This is a genomic window from Ornithinimicrobium avium (assembly GCF_003351765.1).
In the GTDB taxonomy this organism is placed as follows: domain Bacteria; phylum Actinomycetota; class Actinomycetes; order Actinomycetales; family Dermatophilaceae; genus Ornithinicoccus; species Ornithinicoccus avius.
Window position 1 is genome coordinate 1,271,372 of the sequence record NZ_CP031229.1, and the last position, 20,983, is coordinate 1,292,354.

Annotated in this window: 22 protein-coding genes; 18 read left to right on the top strand and 4 right to left on the bottom strand. The window is 75.1% G+C overall.

Annotation, left to right across the window (positions count from 1 at the left end):
* Window positions 1-61: 61 nt before the first annotated feature.
* Window positions 62-949 carry an alpha/beta fold hydrolase gene (locus tag DV701_RS05730; protein ID WP_162802834.1) on the top strand — a complete coding sequence of 296 codons (888 nt, stop codon included), beginning with the start codon at window positions 62-64 and terminating at the stop codon, window positions 947-949.
* Between the two features lie 19 nt (window positions 950-968).
* Here DV701_RS05730 and DV701_RS05735 read toward each other — a convergent pair whose 3' ends face one another.
* On the bottom strand, window positions 969-1,412 hold the full coding sequence (locus DV701_RS05735; protein ID WP_114927454.1) for a hypothetical protein: 444 nt from the start codon (window positions 1,410-1,412) through the stop codon (window positions 969-971).
* A gap of 106 nt (window positions 1,413-1,518) precedes the next feature.
* Window positions 1,519-2,778 (bottom strand): DUF445 domain-containing protein, encoded by a 1,260-nt coding sequence (locus DV701_RS05740; protein WP_228255246.1) that lies wholly within the window; start codon window positions 2,776-2,778, stop codon window positions 1,519-1,521.
* Between the two features lie 131 nt (window positions 2,779-2,909).
* On the opposite strand from DV701_RS05740, the gene DV701_RS05745 reads away from it, so the two are divergent.
* The 6 genes from DV701_RS05745 (at window position 2,910) to DV701_RS05770 (ending at window position 6,921) form a co-directional block, all read left to right on the top strand.
* Window positions 2,910-3,677 carry a LamB/YcsF family protein gene (locus DV701_RS05745; protein WP_202863646.1) on the top strand — a complete coding sequence of 256 codons (768 nt, stop codon included), beginning with the start codon at window positions 2,910-2,912 and terminating at the stop codon, window positions 3,675-3,677.
* A 3-nt stretch (window positions 3,678-3,680) separates the two neighbouring features.
* Window positions 3,681-4,289: a 5-oxoprolinase subunit B family protein gene (locus DV701_RS05750; protein ID WP_114927455.1), complete on the top strand. Its 609-nt coding sequence runs from the start codon at window positions 3,681-3,683 to the stop codon at window positions 4,287-4,289.
* Complete coding sequence (locus DV701_RS05755) at window positions 4,286-5,152, top strand: 5-oxoprolinase subunit C family protein (protein WP_114927456.1); 867 nt, start codon at window positions 4,286-4,288, stop codon at window positions 5,150-5,152. The genes DV701_RS05750 and DV701_RS05755 overlap by 4 nt, the downstream gene beginning before the upstream one ends.
* Before the next feature lie 104 nt (window positions 5,153-5,256).
* The gene (locus DV701_RS05760; protein WP_114927457.1) at window positions 5,257-5,676 is read left to right on the top strand and encodes a VOC family protein; all 420 of its coding nucleotides are present in this window, start codon (window positions 5,257-5,259) and stop codon (window positions 5,674-5,676) included.
* Window positions 5,677-5,741: 65 nt separating this feature from the next.
* A complete protein-coding gene (locus DV701_RS05765; protein ID WP_114927458.1) occupies window positions 5,742-6,233 on the top strand; it encodes a hypothetical protein in 492 nt (163 codons plus the stop codon).
* Between the two features lie 22 nt (window positions 6,234-6,255).
* Window positions 6,256-6,921, top strand: coding sequence for a rhomboid family intramembrane serine protease (locus DV701_RS05770; RefSeq protein WP_114927459.1), 666 nt, complete (start codon window positions 6,256-6,258; stop codon window positions 6,919-6,921).
* On the opposite strand, the gene DV701_RS05775 is transcribed toward DV701_RS05770, so the two are convergent.
* Complete coding sequence (locus tag DV701_RS05775) at window positions 6,875-7,231, bottom strand: ArsC/Spx/MgsR family protein (RefSeq protein WP_114927460.1); 357 nt, start codon at window positions 7,229-7,231, stop codon at window positions 6,875-6,877. The two genes, DV701_RS05770 and DV701_RS05775, sit on opposite strands and share 47 nt — an antisense overlap.
* A 52-nt stretch (window positions 7,232-7,283) precedes the next feature.
* On the opposite strand from DV701_RS05775, the gene DV701_RS05780 reads away from it, so the two are divergent.
* Together DV701_RS05780 and DV701_RS05785 are read left to right on the top strand one after the other, a co-directional pair.
* The gene (locus DV701_RS05780) at window positions 7,284-7,655 is read left to right on the top strand and encodes a YidH family protein (RefSeq protein ID WP_228255247.1); all 372 of its coding nucleotides are present in this window, start codon (window positions 7,284-7,286) and stop codon (window positions 7,653-7,655) included.
* Entirely contained in the window at window positions 7,652-8,002 is a 351-nt protein-coding gene (locus DV701_RS05785; protein ID WP_114927462.1) for a DUF202 domain-containing protein, read from the top strand. Before DV701_RS05780 ends, DV701_RS05785 begins: the two co-directional genes overlap by 4 nt.
* Before the next feature lie 249 nt (window positions 8,003-8,251).
* Here DV701_RS05785 and DV701_RS05790 read toward each other — a convergent pair whose 3' ends face one another.
* On the bottom strand, window positions 8,252-8,542 hold the full coding sequence (locus DV701_RS05790) for a DUF1905 domain-containing protein (RefSeq protein WP_114927463.1): 291 nt from the start codon (window positions 8,540-8,542) through the stop codon (window positions 8,252-8,254).
* A 247-nt stretch (window positions 8,543-8,789) separates the two neighbouring features.
* Between DV701_RS05790 and DV701_RS05795 the strand changes: the two genes are divergently transcribed.
* The 9 genes from DV701_RS05795 to DV701_RS05835 all read left to right on the top strand — a co-directional run bounded on the left by DV701_RS05795 (window position 8,790) and on the right by DV701_RS05835 (window position 20,932).
* Entirely contained in the window at window positions 8,790-10,025 is a 1,236-nt protein-coding gene (locus tag DV701_RS05795) for a toxic anion resistance protein (protein ID WP_114927464.1), read from the top strand.
* 4 nt (window positions 10,026-10,029) lie between these two features.
* Complete coding sequence (locus tag DV701_RS05800) at window positions 10,030-10,641, top strand: hypothetical protein (RefSeq protein ID WP_202863647.1); 612 nt, start codon at window positions 10,030-10,032, stop codon at window positions 10,639-10,641.
* A gap of 188 nt (window positions 10,642-10,829) precedes the next feature.
* Entirely contained in the window at window positions 10,830-12,281 is a 1,452-nt protein-coding gene (locus DV701_RS05805; protein WP_456093834.1) for an AAA family ATPase, read from the top strand.
* Window positions 12,278-13,540, top strand: coding sequence for a hypothetical protein (locus DV701_RS05810; RefSeq protein ID WP_114927465.1), 1,263 nt, complete (start codon window positions 12,278-12,280; stop codon window positions 13,538-13,540). The genes DV701_RS05805 and DV701_RS05810 overlap by 4 nt, the downstream gene beginning before the upstream one ends.
* Window positions 13,537-14,991 carry a hypothetical protein gene (locus DV701_RS05815; RefSeq protein WP_114927466.1) on the top strand — a complete coding sequence of 485 codons (1,455 nt, stop codon included), beginning with the start codon at window positions 13,537-13,539 and terminating at the stop codon, window positions 14,989-14,991. Before DV701_RS05810 ends, DV701_RS05815 begins: the two co-directional genes overlap by 4 nt.
* Complete coding sequence (locus DV701_RS05820) at window positions 14,988-16,121, top strand: hypothetical protein (RefSeq protein ID WP_114927467.1); 1,134 nt, start codon at window positions 14,988-14,990, stop codon at window positions 16,119-16,121. Before DV701_RS05815 ends, DV701_RS05820 begins: the two co-directional genes overlap by 4 nt.
* A complete protein-coding gene (locus DV701_RS05825) occupies window positions 16,118-18,439 on the top strand; it encodes a serine/threonine-protein kinase (RefSeq protein ID WP_114927468.1) in 2,322 nt (773 codons plus the stop codon). Before DV701_RS05820 ends, DV701_RS05825 begins: the two co-directional genes overlap by 4 nt.
* A complete protein-coding gene (locus tag DV701_RS05830) occupies window positions 18,436-19,653 on the top strand; it encodes a PP2C family protein-serine/threonine phosphatase (protein WP_114927469.1) in 1,218 nt (405 codons plus the stop codon). Before DV701_RS05825 ends, DV701_RS05830 begins: the two co-directional genes overlap by 4 nt.
* Window positions 19,646-20,932 carry a VWA domain-containing protein gene (locus DV701_RS05835; RefSeq protein ID WP_114927470.1) on the top strand — a complete coding sequence of 429 codons (1,287 nt, stop codon included), beginning with the start codon at window positions 19,646-19,648 and terminating at the stop codon, window positions 20,930-20,932. Before DV701_RS05830 ends, DV701_RS05835 begins: the two co-directional genes overlap by 8 nt.
* The last annotated feature ends 51 nt before the right edge of the window (window positions 20,933-20,983 follow it).

Consider the following 20,983-nt stretch of genomic DNA (forward strand, 5'->3'; position numbering starts at 1 on the left):
GATCGCCCCACCCCGCACGACCGGCGACACGATCGGCCCACCCCGCACGACCGGATGGACAGTGAACGGGCCCGCCCCCGGCCCGGCGGACCGGGTCGAGCACGGCGACCCGCACGGCGTCGCGGTGCTCTACCTCCACGGCACGCCGGGCTCGCGGGTCGAGTCGCGCCTGCTGGCCGACGCGGCGCGTCGCGCGGGCGTCCGGCTGATCGGCGTCGACCGGCCCGGGTTCGGACAGACGCCGCTGCCCGGCTCCCCCCGGCTCGAGAACTGGCCGGTGCGGGTCGAGCGGCTGGCCGACCGGTTGGGTCTGGACCGGTTCGCCGTGGTCGGGTGGTCCGGCGGCGGGGTCTACGCACTGGCCTGTGTGGCAGCGCTCCCTGACCGGATCAGCCGGGTCGCTCTGGTCGCCCCGGCCGGGCCTGGGCACGGCCACGGCGTGGGCGGCTGGCTGGAGACCGCCTCGAGCAGCCTGCTGGCCACCCTCGCCGGGGTGCCCGGGCTGGTGACCCTGGCGGGGAAGGCAGCCGGCGCGGCCCGGCGCCTGCCCCCGCTGCGCGGTCGGGTGCCCACGCCACGCACCGTGCGCACCCTCGTCGCCGCCGCGCAGCACGCCCTGCGGCACGGCGCCGCCGGCTGGCGGCACGAGCTCGGGGTGCTGGGCGAGGACTGGGGACCGCTGGTCACCTCGGCGCGGGAGGCGATGGACGCGCGCGCGGCGGCGGGCGACCCCCTGCCGCTGACGGTCTGGCACGGCACGCCCGACCGGTCGGTCCCGGTCGCCGAGGGTCGCGCCCTCGCGGCCGCGCTCGGAGCCCTGCTGGTCGAGGACCCGGACGCGGGGCACGTGGGCGTCCTGGTCAGGCACGCCGCCGAGGTGATGGAGTTCCTGGCCGGCGAGGCGGCCGAGCCTCAGCGGTCGGCGGGCAGCGGCACGTCGGGGCCGTAGGCCGGCACAGCAGGACGCGTCAGGCGACGTCCCTCGGCTGCGCCGACCGCAGCTGTCCGGCGACGGGCAGGTGAAAGACGCCGGCGGTCGTGACCAGGAAGGTGCCGTGGAGGGTGAGCAGCGCGCGGCGGCATACCTCGATGGCGTGCTGGTGCAGCCGGCGGTCGTCGTCGTTCACGCCGCCGCGGGCCCGGGCGACGGCGAGGACCAGGCCGTCGACGCCAGGAAGGTGCAGGCTGCCGAGCACGACGGCCGAGACCGCCTCGAGGAGGGCTGCCGGGCGCGGCACGTCGGCGACGAAGATCGGCTGGGACAGCGACCCGTCGGGCCGGCAGAGCAGGACGCTCAGGCCGCCGGCGGTTCTGTCGTCGTCGCTGACGCACAGGTCCAGGACGTCGGCGGCGAAGGCCGGGTCGGCGAGGGAACGGGTGGGCCAGTCTTGGGGCAGGTCGTGGAAGCTCATGCACCGAAGCGTGCCGAGGACGGCCCTCCCGCCGCAGAAGTTATCCACAACCACCGGCCGGGGCCGTCCGGCCTGCGGGCCTCACCCTGCCGGTCGCGACCCCACGTCAGAGCAGCAGCGAGACCGAGTGGATGACCAGCCCGACGAGCGCACCGACGATCGTTCCGTTGAGCCGAATGAACTGCAGGTCGCGGCCGACGTGCAGCTCGATCTTGTCGGAGGCCTCCTGGGCGTCCCAGCGGTGGATCGTCGAGGAGATGACGGAGGTGATCTCCGGGCCGTAGCGCTCCACCAGACCCACGACCAGGTCCGCGGTCCACGCCTCGAGCCTGGAGCGCATCGCGTCGTCGGCGAGGACGCGGGTGCCCAGGCCGCAGAGCTCGGCGGCCATCCGGGTGCGGACGTGGCCGGTGGGGTCGGTCAGCGCCTCCAGGACCGTGGCCCGCAGCGTCTCGCCCAGGCGCACGCCGGTGGCGCTGACCTGCGGGTGGTCCAGCAGCCGCTCCTTGAGCGACTCGAAGCGGGCCATCGTCATCCGGTCGCGCTGCAGGTCCGTGGCCAGGTCCGCCAGGTAGGAGTCGAGCGCAGCGCGGACGTTGTGCTGCGGGTCGTCCTTGATGTCGCGGCCCCAGCGCAGGACCTCCTGGTAGACGCGGCGGGTGACCTGGTCGTTGACCCAGGTCGGCGCCCAGGACGGGGCGCGGGAGCGCACGATCGCCTCGACCTCGTCCTGGTGCAGCGCCAGCCAGGCGTGCAGCTCGCGCGCGACGAGGTCGACCAGGCCGTGGTGGGAGCCGTCCTCGACGACCCGCTCGAGCAGGTGGCCGGCCAGCGGCGAGAGGTCCTCGCGGCGCACGCGCGGGATGATCACGTCCTCGACGAGGGTGCGCAGCTCGGCCTCGTCGACCCGCTCGACGGCCCGCACGAGGAAGGGCACCACCTCGGAGACGACGCGCTCGGCGTTCTCCGGGTGGGAGACCCACTCCCCCAGGCGCCGCACCACCTCGGCGTCCAGGACCTTCTCGCGCATCACCTGCGGGGTGAGGAAGTTCTCGCTGACGAACTGCTCCAGGCTGGCGCCCAGGTCGTCCTTGCGGCGCCGGACCAGTGCGGTGTGCGGGATCGGCAGCCCGAGCGGGTGGCGGAAGAGCGCCGTGACCGCGAACCAGTCGGCGATCGCGCCCACCATCCCCGCCTCGGCGCCGGCGTTGACGAACGCCCACCCACCGACCCGGCCGTGCGTGAGCAGGTAGATCACCGCCATGAGCACGAGCAGGCCGGTCGCGACCATGCGCATGCGGCGCAGCCCGGCGCGCCGGGTGGCGTCGTCGACGTGCCTGGGGGCGTCGGTGGTCAGCGTGGTCACGCACAGAGCCTAGTCACTACGACGGGCTGGGCCGGCCGCCCTCGGTACGGCAGCATGGGTGCTGACCGACGACCCGGCGTTCGACCCGAACCGTCCCGCCATCGACCTGACCGCCGGCTGAGGAGGAGACCGTGAGCCCCATCGACCTCAACTCCGACCTCGGCGAGGGCGTCGGCGGTCCCAGCTCCCGCCTCGACGACGACCTCCTGGAGGTCGTCACCAGCGCCAACGTCGCCTGCGGCTTCCACGCCGGTGGCCCCTCGACCATGCGCGGCGTCACCGCGCACGCGGCGCGCACCGGGGTGGCCGTCGGGGCGCACGTCGCCTACGACGACAAGGAGGGCTTCGGGCGCCGGTTCATCGACATGGACCCGCACGTCCTCGCCGACGAGGTCCTCTACCAGGTGGCGGCGCTGGACGCCTTCGCCCGCAGGGCCGGCACCCGGGTCACCTACGTCAAGCCGCACGGCGGCCTCTACAACGCGATCGTGACCCACGAGGCCCAGGCGGCCGCGGTGGTCGCCGGGGTCACCGCATACTCCTCCGACCTGGTGCTGCTCGGGCTGCCCGGCTCGGTGGTGCTGCGGCTGGCCGAGGCGGCCGGCCTGCGGACCGCGCAGGAGGCCTTCGCCGACCGCGCGTACACACCGGAGGGTCACCTCGTCCCCCGGACCCAGGAGGGCGCGGTCCTGCACGACCCGGCGGAGATCGCGCGGCGCTGCGTGGCGATGGCGACCGGCGAGGCGATCACCGACGTCAACGGCGACCGGCTGCTGGTGCGCGCCGACTCGATCTGCGTGCACGGCGACACGCCTGGCGCGCTGGGGATCGCCCGTGCCGTGCGCGCGGCGCTGCGCGAGGCGGGCGCGGACCTGGCGCCCTTCGCCCGGGCGGTGTGAGCCGTGCGCATCCTGCCCAGCGGCACCCAGGGGCTGCTCCTGGAGCTCGACTCCATCGAGGAGGTGCTGGGCCGCTACGCCGCGCTGCGCGAGGCCGACCTGCCGGTGCTCGACCTGGTCCCCGCCGGCCGCACGATCCTGCTCGTCGCCGACCGCGGCGCGAGCCTGCCGGACCTGGCTGCCGCGGTCCGGGCGGTGCCCCCGCGCGAGCACGTGCGCGACGACGCCCCCGAGGTGGAGGTGCCGGTCGTCTACGACGGCGAGGACCTGGCAGAGGCGGCCGGGCTGCTCGGGCTGGACGCCGCCGAGCTGCGGCGGCGGCACCAGGACGAGCGGTGGACGGTGGCGTTCTGCGGGTTCGCCCCGGGCTTCGGCTACCTCACCGGCGAGCGCTACGCCTGGGACGTGCCGCGCCGGGCGACGCCGCGCACGAGGGTGCCGTCCGGGTCGGTGGCGCTGGCCGGGGAGTTCACCGGCGTCTACCCGCGCGAGTCGCCCGGCGGCTGGCAGCTGCTCGGGCGGGCGCTGGTGGAGGCCTTCGACCTGCGCCGCGACCCGCCGGCGCTGCTGGTCCCCGGGGCCCGGGTCCGCTTCGTGGAGGTCGGGGTATGACGTCGCTCACCGTCCTCGACCCCGGTCCCCTCACCACGGTGCAGGACTTCGGGCGGCCGGGGCAGGCCTCGCTGGGCGTGGGTCGCTCGGGCGCCTGCGACCGCGGCGCACACCGGCTCGCCAACGCCCTCGTGGGCAACCACCCGACCCTGGCCACCCTCGAGGTGACCTTCGGCGGGCTCGTGGTGAGCCCCGACCACGAGGTGCTCGTGGTGACCTCCGGGGCCCGTTGCGAGATGGTCGTCGAGGGCCGGGACGGGACGCGCCCCGCCGCCCACCTCGCGCCGTTCGTCGTCGCCGCCGGGGAGCGCCTCCGGCTGGGCGCGCCCGTCGCGGGGCTGCGGACCTACGTCGCGGTGCGCGGCGGCCTGGACGTGGAGCCGGTGCTCGGGTCCCGGGCCACCGACCTGCTCTCCGGGCTCGGGCCGGCCGTGGTGGCGGCCGGTGACGTGCTGCCGGTCGGGACGACGCCCCGGCCCCTGCCCGGCGTCGACGTGGCGCCGGCCCCGGAGCCGACCAACGACCCGCTGCTCGTCCGCGTCACGCCCGGTCCCCGCCGCGACTGGTTCGGCGACGACGCGTGGGAGCTGCTCACCGGGCAGGGCTGGACGGTCGGCAGCGACTCCAACCGGGTCGGGGTGCGCCTCGGCGGGCATCCGCTCCCCCGGCTGCGCGACGGCGAGCTGGTCAGCGAGGGGATGCTGCGCGGCGCGCTGCAGGTGCCTCCTTCCGGCCTGCCGGTGCTCTTCCTCTCCGACCACCCGGTGACCGGCGGCTACCCGGTGGTCGCGTACGTCGGCGAGCCCGACGTGGACCGCTGCGCCCAGCTGCGCCCGGGGCAGCAGGTGCGCTTCCGGGCCTGACGCCCGGGCGGAGGACCGGCCGGGCCTCGACGTCGGTCGGTGGTCGGGTGAAGACTTGTCCCGCACGGTCGCACCCGGCGGCCGCAGGACCCGAGGAGACCTCGATGGCCACGCTCAACCCCTACCTCAGCTTCGACGGCGCCGCGCGCGAGGCGATGACCTTCTACCAGTCGGTCTTCGGCGGGGAGCTGACCATCAGCACCTTCGGCGAGTCCGGGTTCACCGAGGGCGTCCCGGACCTGGACCAGGTCATGCACGCGATGCTCGTCACCCCCGCCGGGTTCACGCTGATGGCCGCGGACACCCCGGACGGGGTGCCCCACAACCCCGGAGACAACATCAGCATCTCGCTCAGCGGTCCTGCCGAGGACGAGGACGAGCTGCGCGGCTTCTTCGCACGGCTCAGCGAGGACGCCACGCCCGGCGTCCCGCTGGAGAAGGCGCCGTGGGGCGACCACTTCGGCATGCTGACCGACCGGTTCGGGATCGGCTGGATGGTGAACATCGCGGGCGAGCCGGCCTGAGCACGTCTGCGTGCCGTCCGGTCCCCGCGCCTCCGGGGTCCCCGGCCCTGCGGTAGCGTCGAAGGATGGGACGCAAGATCGCCCTCGTGGGTGCGCTGCTGGTCGCCTCCGGGATCGCCGTGCTCACCGCCTTCGTCGTGCCCCCGCTGACCGCCCCGGTGACGCCGATGAGCCGGGGCGCCACCTCTCTCCTCGGGTTCGTGCCCATGGTGGCCTCGCTGGTCCTGACGGCCGGCGCGGCGATGCTCGCGCTCGGCGTGCTGGTCGCCCTCACCGGCCGGCTGCCGGTGCTCGGACCGCACCGCTCGCTGCTGCTGTGCGGGATCGGTGCCTGGGTGCTGGCCGTGCTCGTGGAGACGGTGCTCGTCCCCGGCACGATGATCGGCGCGACGTCGACCGGGTCCATGAGGGCGGCCCTGGTCCTCTCACAGGTCTCCGTCGTCCTGCAGCTGGGCGCGGGGGTGCTGCTGGCCCTGTGGGGCGTCGGGCTGCTCGCGCCCGAGACCGGCCTGGGCCAGCTCGCCGACCGTCCGGTCGAGGACGAGCTGCGCGCCTGAGGGACCGGACCGGGAGACGGCCGTGAGCACGGCCGTCGCGGTCTCGTTCTGGGCGCTTGCCGTGGCGTGCGCCGCCACCGCCCTGCGGGCCGCGCACCCGGACGGCCTGGAGGGCCCGCCGCGCCCCCGCCCGGCCACCGTCACGCTGTGGCTGCTCGTCGCGGTCCCCTCGGTCCTGCAGACGTGCGTCCCCGGGCTGCTCGCCGCCCTGGAGCGGGACTGGCGCCTGGTCGCCGGCGGTCAGGTGTGGCGGCTGGCCACCTCGGTCGTGGTGCAGGACGGCGGCGTGGCCGGGACGGTGTTCAACCTCTTCGCGCTGGCCGTGGTGGCGGTGGCCGCGCAGGAGTACTGGTCGGCGTCCCGCACCTGGGCGACGTTCTGGCTCGGCGCGGTCGCGGCCAACCTCGTCGTCGGTCCCGTGCTGGAGCCGGTCGGGGCCGGCAGCTCGATGGCGACCTTCGCCCTCGGGGGCGCGCTCGTCACCAACGCCCTCCTGGGCCGGACGCGGAGCCACGCCGTGCCGGCCGCGCTGGTCGCCCTGGCGTGCGTGGCCGTGGTGGCCGCCGGCCGGGACTACCACGCCCTTCCCTGCCTGCTCGGCCTGGCCGTCGGGACCGTGCCTCCGCACGGCCCCCGAGGTCTCAGCCGGCGAGGAAGTCGTCCGCGCGGCTCTTCGGACGGCCGATGATCGCCCGGTCGCCGCGGACGAGGACCGGCCTCTGCATGAGCCGCGGGTGCTCCGCGAGCAGGTCGGCCACCTGCTCCGGGGTCGTGTGGTCCGCGGCGGACAGGCCCAGCTCGGTGAAGAACGCGTCCTTGCGGACCAGGTCGGCGGCCGGGTCCTCCAGCTTGCCGAGGAGGTCGAGGAGCTGTTCTCGGTCCAGCGGCGTCCGCAGGTAGTGCACCACCTCCGCCTCGCCGCCCGTCCCCGCGAGGGCGTCGACCGCGTGCCGTGAGGTGGAGCAGCGCGGGTTGTGCAAGATCGTCAGGTCGTTCATGGCGCGGACCCTACCCGGCGGCGGAGCGGCCGACCGCCCCTACCATCGGCGTGTGACCTCCAAGCGCTGGCCGACCGCCGTCTACGGCACCGGGCGCGAGCCCGACCCGCGCTTCTCGCTGGCCAACGAACGCACGTTCCTGGCCTGGATCCGCACCAGCCTCGCGCTGCTGGCGGTCGCGGTCGCCGTGGACGCCCTTTCCCTGGGGATCGGGCCGCGCGCGCAGGCGCTGCTCGCGGCGGTGCTGGCGCTCACCGGGCTGGCGGCCGCGGGACACGCGTGGCGCGGCTGGGCCCGCACCGAGACCGCCATGCGCGAGGACCGGCCGCTGCCGGGCAACGCGGCCGGCGTGGTCGTGGTGGCCGGGGTGGCGCTGGCCGGCCTGGTCCTCGTCGGGGCGAGCCTCCTCCGCGGCCTGTCGTGAGCCCAGATGTCCCGGCGCGCGACCCCGGGCTGCAGCAGGAACGCACCGCCCTGGCCTGGCGCCGCACCGGCCTGGCCCTGTCGGTCGGCGCGCTCCTGCTCACCCGGCTGACCCTGGACACGCTGGGCACGGCGGTCGTCGTGCCGGCCGCGGTGGCCTTCGTGCTCGCCGCCTGGGTGGTCAGCGTCACCCTGCGGGGCCGGCGCTACGCCTCGGCGCACCCCGACGAGCCGAGCTTCGACCGCATCCTGCGCGACGGTCGTGTCCCCGCCGCGGTGACGCTCGTCGCCGCCGCCCTCGCGGTCGGCGAGCTGCTCAACGCGCTCGTGCAGCTCGTGCGGGCGTGACGCATCACTCGCCGGCCCCGCAGTCACCTCGGCAGCGTCGTGGCCGGCTCCTGGAACGCAGGCCGCGCCAAGGATCGATGTCACGACGAGCGGCGCCGCCCGCAGCTCCCCGCCGGTGGCCCCGTCCCGTGGAAGAGCGTCCCGTGGGAAAGCTGCGCCCCGCAGCAGTCTCGCGGGACGCTCTTCCACGGGACCTCGGCACCTGGGACTGACAGCGGTCCCGCCGGTGAGCTGTCACCGCCGGGTCCGTCATCCCCTGATGCTCAGCCCCACCGTGACCACGTCGCCCAGCTCGATCTTCTCGGCGGCACGCACCGAGTCCTTGACCGGCAGCCAGAAGGAGCCCTTGCGCGGCCACAGCGACGTGGCGAACTCCGTCCCGCCGATCCTGCCGGTGACCGGGATCATGCCCCAGCCGTAGGTGACGTCCCGCATGATCTCCTGCAGCCACTCCGACTCCGCCGGCGGCGTGACAAGGAAGTGGAAGGGCGCCGGGCCGCGCCACTCGACGACCTCGCCGGTGAACTCCAGGTCAGCCACCGAGCCGCTCCTCGAGCACGTCGAGGTGGCGCTCGGCGAAGGGGCGGTGCTCCTCGCTCATGGAGGAGACGCTAGCGCCGCCGGCGGACAGCTGCTGCCCGCCGGCGGCGTCTCGGGGGTCCAGCCCTTTCGGTGGGGCAGCCCCCGTGTGCGAGGCTGGAACCCACGGCAGAATGGGGCCGTCCGACCCGTGACCGGGTACGCCTGGGGGGACCCCGGCCGCCGCCGAACACAGAGGAGTGCCACGATGACCGACCAGCAGCTCGCCGCGCCGCAGCCCCTGCCCGAGCCGGGGCCGCTCACCCTCACCGCACCCGCCCCCTCGGAGCCGGTGGCCGACACCGCCGCGCCGAAGATGGCGCCGCAGGTCGACCCGCAGGCGATCCCCGCGCTGGACAAGAAGGTCGAGGACTTCCTCCAGGGCCTGACCCGGAGCGAGACCCGCTCCCCCGAGTTCGCCAAGCGCGCGGCCGACGTGCGCACGATGGGCGACGCGGAGATCCGCAGCGCCGCCGAGACCTCCAACCGGCTGCTCAAGTCGCCGGTCCGCGCGCTGCAGGAGGGCGGGGTCTCCAAGGAGTCCAAGGTCGGACGCACCCTGATGGAGCTGCGCCGCACGGTCGAGGACCTCGACCCGGCCGAGGCCAGGGGCACCAAGAAGATCCTCGGGATGATCCCGTTCGGGGACCGGCTGCGCGACTACTTCCGCAAGTACGAGTCGGCCGAGAGCCACCTCGACGGCATCCTGCACGCGCTGCGCAGCGGCCAGGACGAGCTGAGCAAGGACAACGCCGCGCTCAACATGGAGAAGCAGCAGCTCTGGGACTCCATGGGCCGGCTCAACCAGTACGTCTACATCGCCGAGCAGCTGGACGCCAAGGTCTCCGCGCACGTCGCCGAGCTGGAGACGAGCGACCCGGACAAGGCCAAGGCGATGCGCGAGGACGTCCTGTTCTACGTGCGCCAGAAGCACCAGGACCTGCTCACCCAGCTCGCGGTGTCGATCCAGAACTACCTGGCCATCGACATCATCATGAAGAACAACATCGAGCTCATCAAGGGTGTCGACCGCGCCTCGACCACGACGATCAGCGCCCTGCGCACCGCGGTCCTGGTCGCGCAGGCGCTCAACAACCAGAAGCTGGTCCTGGACCAGATCACCGCGCTCAACGTCACCACCTCCGACATGATCCAGCGCACCTCGGAGATGCTGCGCGACAACTCGGTGGCGATCCAGGAGCAGGCGGCCTCCTCGACGCTGGGCCTGGACCAGCTCCAGGCGGCCTTCGCCAACATCTACGAGACGATGGACGCCATCGACGCCTTCCGCGGCCAGGCCCTGGACTCGATGGCGCAGACCATCGGCGTGCTCGAGGGCGAGGTGCAGAAGTCCCGCAGCTACCTGGACCGCGCGAAGAAGACCGACAGCCGTCTGGTGGGCGGCGAGCTGGACCTGGGCGACGTCGCGCCGACGAAGCACTGAGCGCATGGGCTTCTCCGACCTGCTCGACCGGATGCTCGGGCGTGCCCCCGCGCAGCCGGAGGAGCGTCTGGTGCTGCCCCCGCCACCCACCGCCGAGGACGTGTATGCCGCGCTCGAGGGCACCGAGTCCCTGCTCGTCTCCAGCGCGCTGCCCTCGGTCGTGGTCGCCCGGGCCGAGCGGATCGTGGCCACCTGCCGCGACACCGTCCCCCGCCTGAAGCGGGTCAGCGGCAGCGACCTGGGCTACACGGTCGTGGCGACCGCCACCGACTACCTGCCCGAGGCCCTCGGCGCCTACCAGCGCCTTCCCCGCCGCTACGCCGACACCCGTCCCGTCGACGGCGCCAAGACCTCGCTCATGGTGCTCGTCGACCAGCTCGACCTGCTCGGGATGACGATGGACCGGGTCTTCGACGCGGTCTACCGCGACGACGCGCGCGAGCTGGTCGCCCAGGGCAGGTTCATCGCCGAGAAGTTCGGCGGCGCGGGCCGCGGCGGCAGCCTGCGCATCGACGCCGACGACGACGCCCCGCTGCCCGACCTGCCCGAGGACCCGACCGGCCCGACCGGTCAGGCCGACCCGCACCGACTCGCCCCGCCGGGAGGGACCGCGTGACCAGCCAGCTCCACGACGCCGTCGAGGTGCTCGCCCGCGTGGGCCGGGAGGCCGGCCTGGACGAGGGTGCCGTCCGCTCGGAGGGTATGGCGCTCGCCGCCGCCGTCCTCGAGCGCGGCACCGACGTCATGCCGGTCGCGCAGGCCTGGGGGCGCACCTTCAACCTGCCGGCGAGCGACTTCTTCGGGATGGCGCCCCGCGGGCGTCGTTACGGCTCGATCCCCACCACCCTGCTCGGCACGCTCGTGGCCGAGTCCAGCCCGCGCGCGGCCGGCTACGCGCAGGCGCTGGCCGACGTCGCCACCTCGGCGTGCACGCTCACCGGCGCCGACGCGGGCACGGTCGGCCGCGCCACCGTCACCGCCCGCACCCAGCTCGCCGCGGCCGGGGCGGCCGGGCACCCCGGACCGGCGCTGCCTCCTGGCGCGGCGGCGCCCTCCGTGCCGCAGGACGACCACCAGCTGCGCGCCTGGTCCTCCGAGCTGCTGCACCGCGCCCAGGAGCAGTCCGAGCGGGTGCGCCAGATGCTCGGCGAGATGGGCCGCCTGGGACAGGCCGGCGGCCCGGGCGGGCACCTGCCGCCCTACCCGCCGTCGACGTTCGAGGACCCCACGGCGGGCACCGTCCCCCCCGCGCCGGTCCCGGGGCCCGGCGGCACGCCATACCCCGGGGCGCCCACGGCGACCCAGGACGGCCCCGAGCAGGCCGCCGCCCCCGAGCCCGAGGAGCCGGCCGAGCCGGAGCGCCCGGTCGAGGAGCTGCTCGCCGAGCTCGACGCCCTCATCGGGCTGGAGCGGGTCAAGGCCGAGATCCACCGGCAGGTCGCCGTGCTCAGGATGGACGCGCGGCGCCAGGAGGCGGGTCTGAAGGTCGCCACGCTGACCCGGCACCTGGTCTTCGTCGGCAACCCGGGCACCGGCAAGACGACCGTGGCGCGGCTGGTCGGCGGGATCTACCGGGCGCTGGGGCTGCTGAGCAAGGGACAGCTGGTCGAGGTGGACCGCTCCGAGCTGGTCGCCGGCTACCTGGGGCAGACGGCCGCCAAGACCGCCGAGGTCGTGGGGTCGGCGCTCGGCGGCGTGCTGTTCATCGACGAGGCCTACAGCCTGGGCGGCGACCAGTACGGCAAGGAGGCCGTCGACACCCTCGTCAAGGAGATGGAGGACCACCGCGAGGAGCTGGTGGTCATCGTGGCCGGCTACCCCGAGCCGATGGCCGAGTTCGTCGCGATGAACCCCGGGCTGGAGAGCCGCTTCCGCACCATCATCGAGTTCGACGACTACACCGACGACGAGCTGGTCGCGATCCAGCAGGTGCTCGCCGAGAAGATGGACTACGACGTCTCGCAGGAGGCCTGCGGGCGGTTCCGGGAGATCCTGGCCGCGACGCCTCGTGGCCCGAGCTTCGGCAACGGCCGCTTCTCCCGCAACATGCTCGAGGCCGCGATCGGCCGGCACGCGTGGCGGCTGCGCGACGTCGAGGACGTCGGCGTGCAGGAGCTGCGCACCCTGGAGCGGCAGGACTTCGAGGACCGCGACGGGGCGGACCTGTCGGTGGAGCAGGAGCAGCTGCGGCCGTCGGGCACGGAAGCGGACACGGCTCCGGACGGGCAGCCGACGACCGACGAGGAGCCGCGGTGAGCGGCCCGTCCTCGCCCGGCGCACCGCAGCAGGCCGCCGCCCCCGCGACCCAGCAGCAGGCCGCCGCCCCCGCGACCCAGCAGCAGGCCGCCGCCCCCGCGACCCAGCAGCAGGCGGCCGCCCCCGCGACCCAGCAGCAGGGCACGACCGCTGCCCGGGGCGCGTCGCAGCGCTCCAGCAGCCCGGCCCGGCTGCGGCTGGCGCGCGGCCTGGCGACCGCGGCCGCGCTGCTCACCGGCGTGGTCGCCACGGGCACCTTCGACACCAGCGGCATCAACGCCACGCCCAACGTCGTCGCCGCCCAGTGGCAGGCGGCCGAGCAGGCCGGCACGCAGGTGGCCGCCGCCGACCTCGAGCTCGCCCGCACCGTGGCTCGGGCCTCGGCCGGAGATGGCGTCGGCTCCGTCGACACTGCCGCGTCCGCGGACCAGCTCAGCGCGCACCTCGCGGGGGCCGCCGAGGAGCTCTCCCGGACCGGCGTCACCACCTCCGCCGGCATCGTCGACCTCGCGGTCGACGGGGACCGCGCCGTGCGCGCGGCGGCGAAGGACCCGAAGGCGGCTGCGAGGGCATACCAGGAGATGGCCGAGCCCACCCGGACCGCCCTGGACGTCACCGACGAGGTCGCCAGGGACCGGGCGCAGGCGCTGAAGACCGGCTCGCGCTCGATGCTCACCTCCCTCGTCGGCGGGCTCGCCACGCTGCTGCTGGTGGGGGTCATGGTGTGGCTCGCGCTGCTGACCCGGCGGATCGTCAACGTGCCGCTGCTCCTCGCCACCGCGATCACCGCCGGGCTGACCTACGTCTCCCTCAACCCGGCCGCCCTGCCGCTCGACCTCGACGAGCAGGTGACGACCCGGTCGGCCACGGCCCAGGCGCTGCAGGAGGTGCGGGTCGCCCGCGCGGCCCAGTACGCCCAGGTGATGGACCAGGGCACCGCCGACGAGGCGGTGACCGCGGCGACGGCCGCGCTGAGGGTCGTGGGCGACCGGACGCTGACCGAGCAGTGGGCCCAGGTCTACGGCGCCCAGCAGGACCTCACGAAGACGGACGGGTCGGCCGAGCGCCTGGCCGCGGTCGAGGCCGTGCAGGAGCAGTTCACCGCGGTGGAGGGCCGGCTCAACGAGCAGGTCAGCTCCACGGACCTCACGATGGGACGCTGGGCATCGGTCACCGCCGGCCTGGCCCTGGTGCTGGGACTGGTCGCGGCCGCCGCGGCGTGGACCGGGCTGACCCGCAGGCTGAGGGACTACCGATGAGCGGCACGACGGAGCAGGGAGGGACGCCGGTGAGCAGCACCGACGAGGACGCCAGGGGAGGCGGGGACGAGCGACCGATGCTCATCCTCGGCGAGGACCTCCCGGACGTGGAGGACACCACGCCCGAGGAGCTGCGCCGTCAGCAGGAGGAGGCCGAGCGCGAGATCGCGGAGGCCCGCCGCCGGGCGCAGGAGGAGATCGAGCGCCGGCGTCGCGAGGCCGAGAAGGAGATCGCCGCGCTGGAGCAGCAGAAGGAGCGCGAGCTCGCGGCCCGCCAGCGCGAGCTGGACGACACGCAGCGCACGCTCTTCGAGCGCGAGGCGAAACTGCGGCGGACGGTGACGGCCAGCGGCGGGACGCCGGAGGAACGGCTGGTCAGCAAGGTCGCCAGGCCCCCGCTGAGCCAGCGCGGGCTGCGCCGCTCCGGCCGGGTGGTCGGCCTGGCGACCGCGGCCGCGGCAGCCCTGGCCGTGGGGCTGCTGACCGCCGTCCCGGGCGGGGGCCCGGACGTGCGTGCGGAGATCGACGACGCCGACCGCGCGCGCGTGGTGTGGCTGCGGTCCGGCAGCGCCGCCGACGAGCAGATCGCGCGGCGGATGGCGGGCCAGGACGTCCCGACGGGTGCGGACGGCACCTACGAGAACGTGCGGCTGGCCCGGGAGGCCGGCGAGATCTACGCCGCCGACCGCTACGTCGAGCGGACCGAGGAGAACACCGCGACGATGCTGGCTGCGGACACCTCCGAGGTCCGCTCCCTCACCCTGTGGAACGAGCTGCACGACACGGCCGGCTACGCGGTGGGCTCCTGGGAGGTCGAGGACATCGTCGAGGACTCGCGCGGCCCTGGCGCCTGGACCTACGTCCTCCTCGCCGTCGGCGTGCTGGGCCTGGCGGCCCTGGCGGTGCTCGCCCTGGTCGCCCGGTCCTGGGTCTCGCTGCCGGTGCTGGTCGTGGCCACCGGCCTGGCGGTCGCCGCGCTCTCCGCCGTCGCCGCCCACGACGCCGCGGTCGGCGCCACGGCCGCCGCGCACGAGGCGGCCGACGACGCCGTGGACGACCTCTACGACCAGGTGGGCCGCGACCTGAGGGTGGCCTACGGGATCACCACCTCCTCCTACGACCGACGACCCGAGTTCTGGACCGACGACCCCTTCTACGGCGAGGACCAGGCTCCCGGCACCGAGGCCTATCTCGCGGTGCGCGAGGACATGGCCGGCGCCATGGAGCAGGGCGAGGAGGCCACGGAGCAGAAGGCGCTCGAGCTGGTCCAGGCCGCCCGCGAGGGCATGGAGGCCCGGGGTCCGGCGGTGGGGAGGGCACGGGCCGACCTGCTCGCGGCGCTGGAGCGCTCCGGCTCGCGCTGGGGCCTGGCTGCCGGTCTCGGCGCCGGTGCTGCGGTCCTGGGCGGGCTGGGCGTGGCCCTCTCCCGCGGGCGGGGGCGCACCCCGTGACCACGCAGTATGCCGTCGCGCCGCCGGCTCCCGGGTCCCTCGGCGCGGACGTCGCGGACCGTGAGCTGCTGGCCTACCTGGACGCCATGCTGCGCTGGCGGGACCGGCGCCGGACCGAGCTGTCCGCGCTGGACCAGGCCGCGATGGAGCTGGCGGACCCGAAGGACCGCGCGGCGGTGACCCCGGACGTGACGCTGTCGATGGCGCTGTGGCAGGCGGTGGCCGATCGGGTCGAGCTGCTCGTGGCCACCTGGGACAGCGGCCGCGTGGGCGAGAGCGAGCGCCGCCGGATCACCACGCTCGTGTGGGGGACGCTGGAGCAGCCCGGCTCGCACGGCGGCGCGCAGGCCCTGGCGGTCTCGCTGCCCGAGGCCTGCCGGCTGTCGGACTCGCTGGCCTCCTCGCTGCGCTCCCGGCTGCGCCTGGACGGCTCCGACCCCGACGTGGCCGGCCGGCTGCGCTCCCTGCGCCAGCAGGTGGAGCGGATCGCCGACCAGGTCGCGCTCGTCCCGGAGAGCCGGCGCGGCTCGGCGGCCGCGGTCTACGAGGAGCTGGACGGGCGCCTGGACGACGTGGAGGGGCGGGCCCGCCGCGGGGCGGACGTCGGCGGGCTCCTCGGCCCCCTGGAGTCCCGCGCCGCGAGCGCCGAGCGGGACCTCATCGTGGCCGCCTCGGCCCGGGCGCACGCCAAGGCCGACCATGCCCAGGCCACCCGCGAGGTGGCCGAGCTGACCGCCCGCGGCGAGGCGGTACGGGCCCTGGCCGGGCGCGCCCGCACCCTGGTCTCACCGGCCCCGACGCTCGGCGTGCCCGACGTGACCCAGCTCGGACCGGTGCCGGCCGACCCCGACGAGCTCACCGCATACCTCGCACGCCTGGCCCGGGTGGACCGGGCGCTGAGGGTGGCGCAGGGCAGCTACGCCGAGGCCCTGGCCCGGCGCGAGGAGCTGGCGCTGCGCGCACGCTCCGTGCACGAGGCGCTGGCCGGCAGCGGGGCCGGTGCCGCGATGAGCGGGCTCGCCGAGCAGGTGCAGGCGCTCCTCGACGCCCGCCCCACCGACCTGACCAGGCTCGAGGCGCTCGTCCAGGCGCAGGAGGCCTTCGCCCGGACGATGGGGGTGGCCACGTGAACCACTGCGTCGAGCCGGGCTGCACCGGCTCCTACGAGGACGGCTGGTGCAACGTCTGCGGCTCCCCCGAGCCGGTCGCCGCACCGGTCGCCGCCACACCCCTGGAGGCCTCCTCGGCCGAGGCCGTCCCCGTCGGGGCCGCGGCGGGGGCTGCCGCGTCCGGGGACGGGGGGGACGACGCGGCCGGCTCCTCCGACGGGGCCGACGGTGACCCGGTGCCGGGCCAGGGCTCGGGCGGCTCGCACGTGGAGACCCCCGGCCCCGGACGCTCCCGCGAGGCGGTGCGCGCGGCCGCCGTCCGCCGCCAGCGCGCCAACGCCGCCGGACGCCGCTCGCGCCTGGGGATGGGGCTGACCCAGGTCCCGCCGGTGCCGGTCGGCGACCCCACCGCCGCGGTGATGACCGACCCGCAGGTCCCCGAGGCGCGCCGCGTGTGCCCCAGCTGCGGAGCCAAGGTCGGGCAGGCCGCCGGCGAGGCCGAGGGCCGCCAGCAGGGCTTCTGCCCCCAGTGCCGGGCGCCCTACTCCTTCACCCCCAAGCTGGAGCCGGGCGAGCTGGTCGCCGGGCAGTACGAGGTCGTCGGCGCCCTGGCGCACGGCGGCATGGGGTGGATCTACCTGGCCAGGGACAAGAACGTCTCCGACCGGTGGGTCGTGCTCAAGGGGCTGCTCAACACCGGTGACGCCGACGCCCTCGACGCGGCGGTGGCCGAGCAGCAGTTCCTCGCCCAGGTCAAGCACCCGCTCATCGTCGAGATCTACAACGTGGTCACCCACGACGGCGACGCCTACACGGTCATGGAGCACGTCGGCGGCACCAGCCTGAAGCAGATGCTCAAGCAGCGGATGGCCACGACCGGTCGCTACGACCCGTTCCCGGTCGACCAGGCGCTGGCGTTCGTGCTCGAGGTGCTGCCGGCCTTCGCGCACCTGCACGACCTGGGCCTGCTCTACTGCGACTTCAAGCCGGACAACCTCATCCAGGAGGGCGACGGGGTCAAGCTCATCGACCTCGGCGGGGTGCGGCGCCAGGACGACCTGGAGTCGCCGATCTACGGCACGGTCGGCTACCAGGCGCCGGAGGTGGCCGAGGTGGGCCCGTCCGTGGCCTCGGACATCTACACGGTCGGGCGCACCCTGTGCGTGCTCACCTTCGAGTTCCGCGGCTACCAGTCCGAGTACGTCGACAGTCTGCCGCCGACCTCCCAGGTGGCCCCGTTCGTCGAGTACGACGCGTTCTACCGGCTGGTGGCGCGGTGCTGCGCACCGGACCCGAACGACCGCTTCCTCACCGTCGAGGAGCTGCGCACGCAGATGGTCGGCGTGCTGCGCCAGGTGGTGGCGGCGCGCGCCGACCACGCCGCGACCCTCTCGGCGCACTCGACGGCCTTCGAGGCGCCGGTGTCCACCGGCGAGACCCTGTCCTGGTGGGAGCTGCCGCAGCTCAAGCGGGACGAGGCCGACCCGATGCTCGACCGGCTCTCGACGGTGCCGGACACCGACCCGGTGGCCCGCCACCAGGCGCTGCTCACGCTGCCCGACCAGACCTCCGAGGTGCTCGTCGCCCGCGCGCACGCCGGGATCCGCGTCGGCCAGGCCTCCTGGGTGGACGAGGCGCTGCGCCAGCTCCTGGACGAGGACCCCTGGGACTGGCGCGCCTCCTGGCTGCGCGGGCTCTGGGAGCTCTCGCAGGCGGGCACCGAGGAGGAGCGTCGGCGCACCTGCGGGCGGGACGCCGCCGGGCACTTCGCCGCGGTCCGCGACGCGCTGCCCGGGGAGGTCGCCCCGCGCCTGGCGCTGGCGCTGGCCAGCGAGCTGGCCGGCTACGCCAAGGCCGCCGAGCTGGACTACGAGCGCGCCTGGCGCACGGACGCCGGGTATGTCGCACCCGCCGCCTTCGGTCTGCACCGCGTCCGGCTGGGCCGCGGCGACGTCGAGGGCGCGATCCGGGCGCTGGACTCGGTGCCGGCCGGCAGCCGCGCGCACCCCCGTGCCCGCTGGCTGCGGGCGGAGCTGCTGCGCGGCCGCGGCACGCTGGCCGACCTGCGGGAGTCCGTGCACGCGGTCTCGCGCCTGACCCTGGACCCGCGCCAGCGCGCGATGTTCAACGCCACCACCTACGAGCAGGCACTGGGCCGCATCGCCCAGGACGGCGAGCGGCCGGACTGGCGCCTCGGCGAGGTCGCGCTGACCCGGGACGCGCTGCGCCGCGCCCTCGAGCAGGAGTACCACGTCCTCGCCGACTACACCCCCGACCCCGTCGAGCGCGCCGCGCTCGTCGACCGTGCCAACGCCGTCCGACCCTGGAGCTGGACATGACGACCGAGCCCAAGCCCGAGCACGCCGACCCGACCGGCGACACGGTCGGCCCGCAGCACACGGCTCCGCCGGGCACCCCCCAGGCGACCGGCGACACGCTCGGCACGCAGCACACGGCGCCGCCGCACACCCCGGAGGCCGGGGAGACCGTCGAGGAGGAGCCCGAGCCCTTCTCCGACGGGCCACCACCGCTGCCGACCCCGATGCTCGTGCTCGACGGCACGCTGCCGGAGGAGCCGGCCCCCGCACCGGATCCGGAACAGGTCGACCACGGCACCTGCCGCTGCGGCGGGAAGTTCGACGCCGACGGCTGGTGCACCGAGTGCGGCGAGCGCCGCCCGGACCCCCGCCACCACTTCACCGCGCAGGCGTCCCCGGCCGTCGCCGCCGTGTGCGACCGTGGCGTCCGGCACACCGACAACGAGGACGCGATGGCCGTGTGGGCCGATGAGGAGGGCCGCGTGGCACTGGTCGTCTGCGACGGCGTGAGCACCGCCGCCCGCTCGGCCGAGGCCAGTCTGGCCGCGGCGGACGCGGCCGTGCAGGTGCTCTCGTCGAGCACCGACGCCCCGCCCGAGCGCCTTGTCACGGCGACCTCGGCGGCGGCGGCCGCCGTCGACCAGGTCGGCCTCGACTTCCCCGACTCCGCCCCGTCGTGCACCTTCGTCGCGGCGGTGGTCGAGGACGGCACCGCCACCGTCGGGTCGGTGGGTGACAGCCGCGGCTACTGGCTGCCGGACCAGGGCGAGGCGCACCGGCTGACCACCGACGACTCCATGGCCGAGGAGCAGGTCCGGGCCGGCATGGACCGGGCCAGCGCCGAGACCAGTCCCCTGGCGCACACGATCACCCGCTGGCTGGGACCCGACGGGCCCGACCACACCCCCGAGATCACGACCGCCGACGTGGACGAGCCCGGCTGGGTGCTGCTCTGCTCGGACGGGTTGTGGAACTACGCCTCCGAGCCGGCGGACCTGCGCGCGGTCGTCCGCGCCGAGGAGCGCCGGGTGGGTCGCGACCCGCTGGTCCTGGCGCAGGCGCTCGTCGCGTGGGCCAACGGCCGCGGCGGCGCCGACAACATCACCGTGGCGCTGGCCCGCACCGGGGGCGGCGCGACCGACCGGCCCGCCGGGGACGCCGAACCGACGGTGGAGACGGCATACCCGCAGCCGAACGACACCCCGACCGCGGGGCAGGATGGGACGCATGCCTGAGTTCACCGCGACGGTCTACCAGAACGAGTTCCTGCCCGACGCCGGCACCGACGTGCACGCCATCGTCTCGGTCACCTGCACCGGGGCCGGGACGGTGACGCCGATGAGCTCGGCGTCCGGCGGGGCGGGCGAGATCATCATCGTCGACGTCTCCGGGTCCATGGACGTGCAGGGCGTGCGGGCCGCGGCGTACGCGGCATCGGCCGCGCTGGACCAGATCGTCGACGGCGTCTGGTTCGCGATCATCGCCGGCAACCACGAGGCGGCGCTGTGCTATCCCGACGGGACGTCGGCGGCGATGGTGCGGATGTCGCCGCAGACGCGGCTGGAGGCCAAGCGCTCGCTGCAGCGGCTGGCGCCGGGCGGCGGCACCGCGATGGGCCGGTGGCTGCTGGCCGCCGGGCAGCTCTTCGGCTCGGTGCCGACGCTGAGCAAGAAGCACGCCATCCTGCTCACCGACGGCGCCAACCAGCACGAGACGCCGCAGGAGCTGAGCTGGGCGATCGAGCAGGTGCGTGGCCGCTTCCAGGCGGACTGCCGCGGGCTGGGCGCGGCGTGGCAGGTCGAGGAGGTGCGCCGGATCGCGCAGGCGCTGATGGGCAGCGTCGACCTGATCCGCACCTGGGACGGGCTGCCGGAGGACTTCGCCGCGCTCATGGAGCAGTCGATGGGCCGCGGCGTCACCGATGCCCAGCTGCGGGTGTGGGCGCCGCAGGGGGCCGAGGTGCTCTTCGTCAAGCAGGTCTCCCCCACCCTGGAGGACCTCTCCTCGCGACGGACCGAGGTCAACGCGCTGACCGGCGGCTACGACACCGGCGCCTGGGGCGACGAGACCCGCGACTTCCACGTGGCGGTGCGTCTGGCGCCCAAGGCGGTCGGCCAGGAGCAGCTGGCCTCCCGGGTGCAGCTGGCGCTCGGCGAGGAGGTCGTGGCCCAGGGGCTGGTCAAGGCCAGGTGGTCCGGCGACAGCCTGCTCACCGCGCAGATCAGCCCGGAGGTGGCGCACTACACCGGTCAGACCGAGCTGGCCTCGGCGATCCAGGACGGGCTGCGCGCCAAGGCGCTGGGGGACGACGCCACGGCGACCTCCAAGCTGGGCCGTGCGGTGCAGCTGGCGCGCGAGACCGGTGACGAGGCGGCGACCTCGCGGCTGGCGCGCGTCGTGGAGATCGAGGACGCCGCGACCGGGCGGGTGACGCTGCGGCGCAACGTCGACAAGCTGGACGAGATGGAGCTGGACACCGCCTCCACCAAGACGACCCGGGTGCGCCAGCAGTGAGCGCCCGCTGCCCGGAGGGCCACCTGAGCCGGTCGCTGGACTACTGCGACA